At 50.7% G+C, this 9,633-nt stretch carries 10 protein-coding genes and 1 pseudogene; 7 read left to right on the forward strand and 4 right to left on the reverse strand.

Annotation, left to right across the window (positions count from 1 at the left end):
* Positions 1–30: 30 nt before the first annotated feature.
* Both IPZ49_RS22450 and IPZ49_RS22455 read right to left on the reverse strand, forming a co-directional pair.
* Positions 31–1,181 (reverse strand): IS3 family transposase gene (locus IPZ49_RS22450; RefSeq protein WP_087855188.1). Its coding sequence is split into 2 segments (ribosomal slippage): positions 31–923 and positions 923–1,181, totalling 1,152 coding nucleotides; the frame shifts between segments, so codons are not numbered across the junction.
* Positions 1,182–1,225: 44 nt separating this feature from the next.
* Positions 1,226–1,714 (reverse strand): P-loop NTPase fold protein, encoded by a 489-nt coding sequence (locus IPZ49_RS22455; RefSeq protein WP_023280967.1) that lies wholly within the window; start codon positions 1,712–1,714, stop codon positions 1,226–1,228.
* Between the two features lie 858 nt (positions 1,715–2,572).
* Here IPZ49_RS22455 and IPZ49_RS22460 point away from each other — a divergent pair.
* Together IPZ49_RS22460 and IPZ49_RS22465 are read left to right on the forward strand one after the other, a co-directional pair.
* Positions 2,573–2,869 carry a helix-turn-helix transcriptional regulator gene (locus IPZ49_RS22460; protein ID WP_017384073.1) on the forward strand — a complete coding sequence of 99 codons (297 nt, stop codon included), beginning with the start codon at positions 2,573–2,575 and terminating at the stop codon, positions 2,867–2,869.
* Between the two features lie 423 nt (positions 2,870–3,292).
* Positions 3,293–3,949, forward strand: coding sequence for a TetR/AcrR family transcriptional regulator (locus tag IPZ49_RS22465; protein WP_023280966.1), 657 nt, complete (start codon positions 3,293–3,295; stop codon positions 3,947–3,949).
* Positions 3,950–4,011: 62 nt separating this feature from the next.
* On the opposite strand, the gene IPZ49_RS22470 is transcribed toward IPZ49_RS22465, so the two are convergent.
* Positions 4,012–4,995: an MDR family oxidoreductase gene (locus tag IPZ49_RS22470; RefSeq protein WP_023280857.1), complete on the reverse strand. Its 984-nt coding sequence runs from the start codon at positions 4,993–4,995 to the stop codon at positions 4,012–4,014.
* 400 nt (positions 4,996–5,395) lie between these two features.
* On the opposite strand from IPZ49_RS22470, the gene IPZ49_RS22475 reads away from it, so the two are divergent.
* The 5 genes from IPZ49_RS22475 (at position 5,396) to fghA (ending at position 8,969) form a co-directional block, all read left to right on the forward strand.
* Positions 5,396–6,093 (forward strand): IS1 family transposase gene (locus IPZ49_RS22475; RefSeq protein WP_223195083.1). Its coding sequence is split into 2 segments (ribosomal slippage): positions 5,396–5,645 and positions 5,645–6,093, totalling 699 coding nucleotides; the frame shifts between segments, so codons are not numbered across the junction.
* Between the two features lie 113 nt (positions 6,094–6,206).
* On the forward strand, positions 6,207–6,482 hold the full coding sequence (gene frmR, locus IPZ49_RS22480) for a formaldehyde-responsive transcriptional repressor FrmR (protein ID WP_017384071.1): 276 nt from the start codon (positions 6,207–6,209) through the stop codon (positions 6,480–6,482).
* Positions 6,483–6,516: 34 nt separating this feature from the next.
* Entirely contained in the window at positions 6,517–7,626 is a 1,110-nt protein-coding gene (frmA, locus tag IPZ49_RS22485) for an S-(hydroxymethyl)glutathione dehydrogenase (protein WP_017384070.1), read from the forward strand.
* A gap of 43 nt (positions 7,627–7,669) precedes the next feature.
* Positions 7,670–8,068, forward strand: coding sequence for a VOC family protein (locus IPZ49_RS22490; RefSeq protein ID WP_012561111.1), 399 nt, complete (start codon positions 7,670–7,672; stop codon positions 8,066–8,068).
* A 64-nt stretch (positions 8,069–8,132) separates the two neighbouring features.
* A complete protein-coding gene (gene fghA / locus IPZ49_RS22495) occupies positions 8,133–8,969 on the forward strand; it encodes an S-formylglutathione hydrolase (RefSeq protein WP_012561110.1) in 837 nt (278 codons plus the stop codon).
* A 199-nt stretch (positions 8,970–9,168) separates the two neighbouring features.
* Here the strand turns inward: fghA and IPZ49_RS22500 are convergent.
* Positions 9,169–9,633: pseudogene (locus IPZ49_RS22500) on the reverse strand (IS3 family transposase); the annotation flags it as partial.

Here is a 9,633-nt window from a genome sequence, read left to right on the forward strand (position 1 = left end):
TGATCCTACCCACGTAATGTGGACACGGCCCTAAGCGAGGTTCTGGTTTTCAAATTGTTCGGGACTGAGTCCGCCACAGGCACTGTGTCGGCGCCACCGATTGTAATCACACTCGATATAATTAAACACCGTCATCCGCATGATTTCCCGGCTGATAAGGCGTTCCCCGTGGATACATTCCACCTTCAGCGAGTGGAAGAAGCTTTCCGCGCAGGCATTGTCGTAACAACATCCTTTGGCACTCATGCTACCGTGCAGATTATGCCGCTTCAGTAACGCCAGATAGTCTGCCGAACAGTACTGCCCGCCTCTGTCCGTATGCACGATGACATTTTCCGGGCGCTTACGTCGCCAGAGTGCCATCTGTAGCGCATCGCAGGCCAGCTGCGCTGTCATCCGCGACGACATCGACCAGCCGATGACAGCACGGGACCACAGGTCAATGACCACCGCCAGGTACAACCAGCCTTCGTCCGTGCGCAAGTACGTGATGTCACCCGCCCACTTCTGATTCGGGCCACTCGCGTAAAAATCCTGTTTCAGCAGATTTTCAGACACCGGCAGGCCATGTTCGCGGTATCGGACCGGGCTGAACTTCCGGGCCGCTTTTGCGCGAAGCCCCTGACGCCGCAGGCTGGCGGCAATGGTTTTGACGTTGTACTCAGGCAGTTCGTCAGCGAGACGAGGCGCACCATAACGCTGTTTTGCCTCAGTGAATGCCTGACGGACAGCAGTATCACAGACGAGCCGGAACTGCTGACGTGGTGTTATCTGCTGACGACGCAGACGCCACGCATACCAGCCGCTACGGGCGACCCGCAGTACCCGGCATATGGCTTTGACGCTGAACTCAGCCCGATGTTTTTCAATAAAGACATACTTCATTTCAGGCGCTTCGCGAAGTATGTCGCGGCCTTTTGGAGAATGGCCAGCTCCTCTGCCTGTTCCGCCAGTTGGCGCTTAAGACGGGCAATTTCAACGGACATTTCCTGCTCACGTTCGGAAGAGCTGCGGGCATTGTTAATCTTACTGCGCCATGCGTAGAGCTGGGATTCGTACAGGCTGAGTTCCCGGGCAGCGGCAGCAACACCGATACGTTCCGCAAGCTTCAGGGCTTCGTTGCGGAATTCAGGCGTGTACTGTTTGCGGGGCTTCTTACTGGTTGATGCTGGTTTTGTCATGAGTCACCTCTGGTTAAGAGTTTACTCACTTAGTCGTGTGTCCACTATTCGTGGGTAAGATCATTGTTAGTAAAATATTGATTAAGGTCTGTTAGCACATAACGAAGCATCTGCACGGAAAGCAATGACAGTAAAATAAAAACGACGGTCAACCAGCTTAGCCTGCTGCTGACCCTCTTGTCGTATTCAACGATGTTACCCAGAGCCAGATTTTTATACTTATCCAACACATCCCGGGAGCCCGGACATTGTAGGCTGACCCCGTGGTGGATGACATCGATAAGCGCTTTTTTAGTTGAGCCATGATGGTAACGTTCTGCATCAAAGTTAATGAACGTAAAATCATCTTTAAGCTTTTTCTGCAGGAACTTCAATATTGTTGACTTACCTGAACCCAGCTCACCTTCCAGACCAATAATATTGACATCAGGTGTCCTGATGATCTGAGCCACATTCTCTGCAACTTTTTCATGACTGCTGCCTCTAAACATATCCTGGTCAGCGGGTGATTCCGTCTGCAATCGTAGAGTCATTCAGCAATTTCCTTCGTTATAACGTAAGATTCTTTCACTATTAGACACAGTACAGAGCCCACAGCAACCAAATGACTGCAGCCGGGGCAGTTTAGTTTTAAGCATGCATAAGCCGATTTCGATGGAATCCCTTTCACACAATAATATTGAATTGAAGCAATGAAAACATTAATGTGTTTGTTGTGACTAGCTGCAGGGGCCTGGAAGAAATTCCAAAGCCTGACAAACCGGAACAGGGCTTGCTCTGCTCCGGTTTTATCCAGTTCATCTTGAAGCCCTTGTTTTTGTTACATATCCCTGCTCACTCTTTCAGCCATTGTTAAGCTTCTTGTGTGTAATCTGCGAATAATACGGATGCAAAATTGATGCAATGGATTATACATACCTACAGCGCACGTTACGCTGAGCTGAATCGAATTTCAGAGAACGTTCTTCGCTATTACCCTGCCCAGCCAGTTGAACACATTTTATCATCCGGCCCCGAGAGTGACATGTTCTCTGCCTGGTACAGCCTTCATCAGAGTCAAACTAGACGTTATTTACAGGCAAAAGAAGACAGCTACAGAGTTTAAGTCTGACATTATTCGTGGCTGTGTCTGCCTTCGGAGTTTTCAGCTTATCCCGATAACAGCGGTTTTGAAAAATTGACGTTTTTTACACCGGTACATTGCCCGAACGCAATCTCCCCCGTAGCGAAATACCGCCCCGCAGAAAATCGTCCATGCTCGGCATGCCCCTGGAACATCAGCATCTTTTCAATAAAGGTTTTACAGCCTATAGTCTGTATAACACAAAATACACCTTACCTGCTGTATTACAGGGCGGTACTCCCTACTCAGTCTGCGAGGCAGGTCACTTATGAATAATCAGTTCCCGATAAAAACGCTGAACCAGCTCAGACCTGTGCTAATCGGGTTTCGCAAAATCAAGGGCTTCACGCAAAAAGATGTGTCTGAGAGGCTTGGCGTAACGCAGCAAACCTATGCCCGCCTGGAAGCAAACCCTGCTAGCGCCAGTATTGATCGTCTGTACAAGGTATTCAGTATTCTGGGCGTAGAAATAACGCTGTCATCTATTTCCCCTTCACCCTTCATTTCCCACACAGAGATGAGGGGGGCATTTGACAGCACTCCCGCCAGACGGGAGAAATGGTGACTATTAGAAGTTTGCTAGTTTTGTCGAATGACGCCAACTACATGTCCGCATCCATCGAGTAGTGGCTTCAAGCCACGATTGTCACTGCCTCCGCTGCCTTTTTCCAGTAACTCTCTCCTTTTAATTCTAATATTTAGGGGTGTCAACGCAAAGCAGAAACGGCACCTTCTTTGCGAGACAGAAATGACCTGTGATTGCCTGGCCGATTTATGGCAGCTAAGTGCGAGAAGCGGATATAGCGAATTCGCCATTGTACGGGATTAGCAGGTTTACTGAAGCAACCTGCGATGGCGTTATGGCAATAGTCAGTCCCCTGTCCAGTCGGCATAGGTGGCCACCTCGTCACCGCCGGGGATAAACTGATTGAAGCCTCCGCGCAAAATCACTTATTCTTTTCCGTTAATAAAATGCAGGAGCAAAGTCATGACTGGCGAAATTCGTGGGCGAGGCAGGCCACGAAAAACAGAGAGTACCTATACAGATACCCGTAATGACCTGATCCGAAGCGGGCTTGAACTGCTCACGCAGAATGGTTTTCTTTCAACGGGAGTCGATGCCATTGTCAAAAATGCCAGTGTTCCTAAAGGCTCATTTTATTACTATTTCAAGAGCAAAGAAGAGTATGCCCAGACTGTTCTGAGCGCCTATGACAGTTTCTTTGTGCATAAACTCCAAAAACATCTGTATGAATCATCCTTCACACCAATGATGCGTCTGGAAAATTTCATCGACGATGCCTGCGACGGCATTAAAAAGTACAATTTCACCCGGGGCTGTCTGGTTGGCAATATGATGCAGGAGAGTCCGGGTCTTCCACTGTCCTTTATCAAACAGCTCCACGAAATACTTGAGCGCTGGCAGGCGCTTGTGGCGTGCTGTCTGTCCGACGCGTTATCTTCGGGCGAAATCCGTTCCGATATGAATAATACGCAACTGGCGGCCATTTTCTGGAGCAGTTGGGAGGGTGCCGTAATGCGTGCCAAACTTTATTGCTCAACCCAGCCTGTGTACGACTTCTGGAGCTATTTCAAAAAGTCAGTACGCTATCAGCCCTCTAAGGACACGGCTGTTGAAAAGTAAAAAAGGGGCCGCAGCCCCTGATAATAATTATCAAACCCAGGCTGAGCCTGGCTTCCACTTCATTAGCTACACTGAATTACTGCCCGGCCACGAATTCCGCCACTCAGAAGTTTTTCGGCCACATTGATGGCATCACTCAGCGGATAAACGGTGGTCAGGCTATCCAGTCTGGACTCCGGTAAATACTGTACCGCCTGCTGCCAGATCGCCGCTCTTTTTTCCTTCGCGAACATGACACTGTCAATCCCTTTCAGCGTGACGCCACGCAGGATAAACGGAGCCACATTCCCCATTAGTTCCATCCCCTGTGCCATGCCGCAGGCTGCAACAATACTGCCATAACGCACCCCGGCGCATACATTGCAGAGCGTATGGCTACCGACTGTATCAATGGCGGCAGCCCAGCGTTCTTTCTGTAACGGTTTTCCGGGACAGGAGAGCTCGGAACGGTTAATAATCTCGTCCACACCGACCGTTTTATAGAGCCAGGCAGCCTCTTCCGGGCGTCCAGTAGACGCCGTAACGCGGTACCCCATTGATGCAAGGATCATGGCCGCAATGCTCCCGACGCCGCCGCTGGCACCGGTAACAAGTACCGGACCATCTTCAGGCTTAATACCATGATTCAGAAGTGCGTCTACGCACAGCATCGCGGTAAACCCAGCTGTTCCGATTGCCATTACGTGTTTGCCGTTAGCGCCAGCCGGGAGCGGCGTCAGCCAGTCTCCATTTACCCGTGCTTTTTCGGATAGTCCGCCCCAGTGTTTTTCCCCAACACCCCAGCCGGTCAGGAGAACCTTATCTCCGGCCTGATATTCGGGATGTGAACTGGCGGACACTGTACCGGTAAAATCAATGCCGGGCACCATGGGAAAGCGTCGGACGATTGGGCCCCGGCCCGTAATGGCCAGTGCGTCTTTGTAGTTGATGGATGAATAGTCAACATTGACCTCCACATCCCCCTGCGGTAGTTCACTTTCAGCGATTTCAGCAAGTTGCGCACTATAGCGTCCATCTGTTTTGTTGATTAATAAAGATTTAAACACGTTCACCTCGTTTGTCCGGGCGTTTACCGTTCAGTCATTAAGTCGTCAATAAATAATATTGACCGATCGTCTAATAATCAACACTACTATCCCAGTGCTTTGCCAGCATTCAAGAAACATTATTCATTTCATGCACTTAAAGCTGTCTTTTTTGACCGACATCAAACTGTATTCTGGTTTATCTGGTGCAGAGGGAAAATCAGCATCCCTGAAGATACATAGCTAATGCTTCAGAACACGGCTGATGATGCGATAAAACAACCAGGCTTTAATGAGTTAGTCTGAGCGGACCTTCGGCTCAGTAAATAGGTCCGCTCCGTGCCAAGAGCAGACGCTGGTAATTCGGGTAATGGTGCCAACTTACTGATTTAGTGTATGATGGTGTTTTTGAGGTGCTCCAGTGGCTTCTGTTTCTATCAGCTGTCCCTCCTGTTCAGCTACTGAAGGCGTGGTGCGTAACGGTAAAAGTACTGCCGGACATCAGCGCTATCTCTGCTCTCACTGCCGTAAAACATGGCAGCTACAGTTCACTTACACCGTCTCTCAGCCCGGTACACACCAGAAAATTATTGATATGGCCATGAATGGCGTCGGATGTCGCGCCAGTGCACGCATTATGGGCGTTGGCCTCAACACGATTTTACGACACTTAAAAAACTCAGGCCGCAGTCGGTAAACTCACGCATACAACCGGGCAGTGACGTCATTGTTTGCGCGGAAATGGACGAACAGTGGGGTTACGTCGGCGCTAAATCACGCCAGCGCTGGTTGTTTTACGCGTATGACAGGATACGGAGGACGGTTGTGGCGCACGTATTCGGTGAACGCACGTTGGTCACGCTGGAGCGTCTTCTGGGCCTGCTGTCGGCCTTTGAGGTCGTGGTATGGATGACGGATGGCTGGCCGCTTTATGAATCACGCCTGAAGGGAGAACTGCACGTTATCAGCAAGCGATATACGCAGCGCATTGAGCGGCATAACCTGAATCTGAGGCAGCATCTGGCAAGGCTGGGCAGGAAGTCACTGTCGTTCTCAAAATCGGTGGAGCTGCATGACAAAGTCATCGGGCATTATCTGAACATAAAACACTATCAGTAAGTTGGAGTCATTACCGGTGCTCTGATATATTTATTATACTATAGTGGGGTATGTGTTGATCTTAATGTAATACTCCCCTATAGTATAAGAAATACAGAGCAGTGAGGTAAGCAATGCCCAGTACTCCTGAAGAGAAAAAAAAGGTCCTAACCCGGGTTCGCCGTATCCGGGGTCAGATTGATGCTCTGGAAAGAGCACTTGAAAGTGGCGCTGAATGCCGTTCCGTTCTCCAGCAAATCGCCGCCGTCCGGGGCGCCGCTAACGGACTGATGGCAGAGGTGCTGGAGAGCCACATACGGGAAACCTTTGACCAGAATGACAGCTACAGTCATGAAGTCAGTAAATCAGTTGACGATACGATTGAGCTGGTTCGTGCCTATCTTAAATAGGTGAGGCCATTATTACATTGAGGATATATTACGTATGAAATCACGTGCCGCTGTTGCATTTGCACCAGGGAAGCCCCTGGAGATTGTTGAAATTGATGTTGCTCCGCCTAAAAAAGGCGAGGTGCTGATTAAAAACACCCACACAGGTGTCTGCCATACCGATGCCTTTACCCTCTCAGGGAATGACCCTGAGGGCGTTTTCCCGGTGGTTCTCGGCCACGAGGGAGCCGGTATCGTCGTTGAAGTTGGTGAAGGCGTCACCAGTGTGAAGCCGGGTGACCATGTTATTCCGCTCTACACCGCTGAATGCGGGGAGTGTGAATTCTGCCAGTCCGGTAAAACGAACCTCTGTGTATCGGTTCGCGAGACTCAGGGCAAAGGACTGATGCCTGACGGGACCACTCGCTTTTCATACAACGGTCAGCCTCTTTACCACTACATGGGATGTTCCACATTCAGTGAATACACCGTTGTGGCCGAGGTTTCTCTGGCAAAAATTAACCCGGAGGCGAACCATGAACACGTCTGCCTGTTGGGTTGTGGCGTGACTACCGGTATTGGCGCCGTCCATAACACGGCTAAAGTGCAGCCGGGCGATTCAGTTGCCATTTTTGGTCTGGGGGCAATTGGTCTGGCTGCGGTACAGGGGGCCCGTCAGGCAAAAGCGGGACGTATTATCGCTATCGATACTAATCCGACAAAATTTGACCTGGCCCGTCAGTTCGGGGCCACTGACTGCATTAACCCGAATGATTATGACAAACCGATTAAAGATGTTCTGCTGGATATCAACAAGTGGGGTATTGACCATACCTTTGAATGTATCGGTAACGTTAACGTCATGCGTGCAGCGCTGGAAAGTGCTCACCGTGGGTGGGGGCAGTCCGTTGTCATTGGTGTCGCAGGGGCCGGACAGGAGATTTCCACCCGTCCTTTCCAGCTGGTCACCGGGCGCGTATGGAAAGGTTCCGCGTTTGGCGGAGTAAAAGGCCGCACTCAGCTCCCCGGTATGGTCGAGGATGCCATGAAGGGGGATATTGACCTTGAGCCATTTGTAACCCATACGATGACACTGGATGAAATCAATGACGCCTTCGAGCTTATGCATGAAGGCAAATCTATCCGGACAGTGATTCATTACTGATCCCATCAGAATTTTAATCAACTCAAACTGAAGGAAGTGGAAAATGACAACTCCGGTAATTTCTGGTGACGGCATCTTTTCTCATGTGTTCATTGGCGCAGCCGATGTCGAGAAATCCTCCGCATTTTACGATGTCGTCCTGGGCACGCTTGGTATCAATAACCTCGGCCCGTTTGGCAACGGCTGGGTACTCTATGGCCGCGAAAAGCCGGCATTTATCATTGCCCGTCCGGGCAACGGTGAAGCACCTTCCGCTAACGGGGTGACTGTCGGCTTCGCTGCTGCCACCCCGGAAGAGGTTGATGCTTTCCATGCTGCCGGCCTTGCCGCCGGTGGAGCTGATGAAGGTCAACCTGGCCCGCGTGGTCACCTTCCCGGGGCCTATGCTGCCTACCTGCGGGATCCGGCGGGTAACAAAATCACGGCGTATACGTTTATCTGACGTCCGGATTTAAAGATACTTCCCCTGGCTTCGGTCAGGGGAAATAACCATGAGATAACGGCTGATGGAACTCATTGAGCAGCATGCCAGCTCTGGCGGCTGGCAAAACGTGTACCGGCATTATTCACAATCCCTTAATTGTGAAATGAATTTCGGTGTGTATCTTCCTCCCAAAGCAGTAACAGAAAAACTGCCGGTACTATACTGGTTGTCGGGCCTGACCTGTACTGAGCAGAATTTCATCACCAAATCAGGTATGCAGCATTATGCAGCCCGGCATAACGTCATCGTTGTTGTCCCGGATACCAGTCCCCGGGGTAATAATGTCCCGGATGCCGACAGTTACGATCTTGGCCAGGGGGCCGGTTTTTATCTGAACGCGACGGAACAGCCGTGGAATGTTCATTACAGGATGTATGACTATATTCTCAGAGAGCTTCCGGATGTCGTCATGAATCATTTTCCTGCAACGGCAAGAAAATCTATATCCGGTCATTCTATGGGAGGGCTGGGTGCTCTGGTGCTGGCTCTGCGAAATCCTGGTGAATATGTGAGCGTATCAGCATTTTCCCCGATAGTATCGCCTTCTCAGGTGCCATGGGGGCAACAGGCATTTAGCGCTTACCTGGGTGAAAACAGAAAAACGTGGGAAGCCTACGATCCAGTCAGCCTCATTTTACAGGGTGAAAAATTACCAGAAATCTTCATTGATCAGGGGCTGAGTGACGCCTTTTATGAAGAGCAACTGCGCACCAAAATCCTTGAGAGAGTATGCAATGAGATGAACCTCAATGCGTCGTTCCGATATCATACTGGATACGACCACAGCTATTATTTCATTTCCAGCTTTATTGGTGAGCACATTGCTTACCATGCCAACAGGCTCAGGCTGTCAGCATGAGTTGATTTCCAGCCTCAGAAAATGTGCTTAATTTTCAGGCCTGAACAGGGCCTGAACCCTGCAGACCTGAGATGTACTGTAACTGAATCGCCACGGATAATCTAGACACTTCCGAGCCGTTGATGGACTGACCCCGCCCCGGTAGACGATCCTGCCCTATAGTTTGGACTGACCCCACGCCTGTAGACAAATCCTGTCCTCACGACGAGGCCTGTTCGAAGGCCTCCGGACTGACGTCGCCGAGGTGGCTGTGGCGCCGGGACCGGTTATAGAAGACTTCAATGTAATCGAAGATCCGCCCGGGCCAGATCCCTGGTTTTATATATGCGTTTTCTGATCCGTTCTTTTTTCAGCGAACTGAAGAACGATTCGGCCACCGCATTATCCCAGCAGTTGCCACGCCGGCTCATGCTCGGCGCCAGGTTATTGGCCCGGTAGAAGCGCTGCCAGTCGTCACTGCCGTACTGGCTGCCCTGATCGCTATGTACGATAACCTCGCTGTCTGGTTTTCGGCGCCAGACCGCCATCATCAGCGCGTCGAGCGCCAGTTCGCGTGAGAGAGTGGGTTTCATCGACCAGCCGACCACATTACGGGCGAAGAGATCGATAACCACCGCCAGATACAGCCAGCCCTGCCAGGTGCGGAGTAGAGTAAGAGGCAGGG

Source organism: Enterobacter cloacae complex sp. S2, from assembly GCF_015159675.1.
GTDB classification, from domain to species: Bacteria; Pseudomonadota; Gammaproteobacteria; order Enterobacterales; family Enterobacteriaceae; genus Enterobacter; species Enterobacter intestinihominis.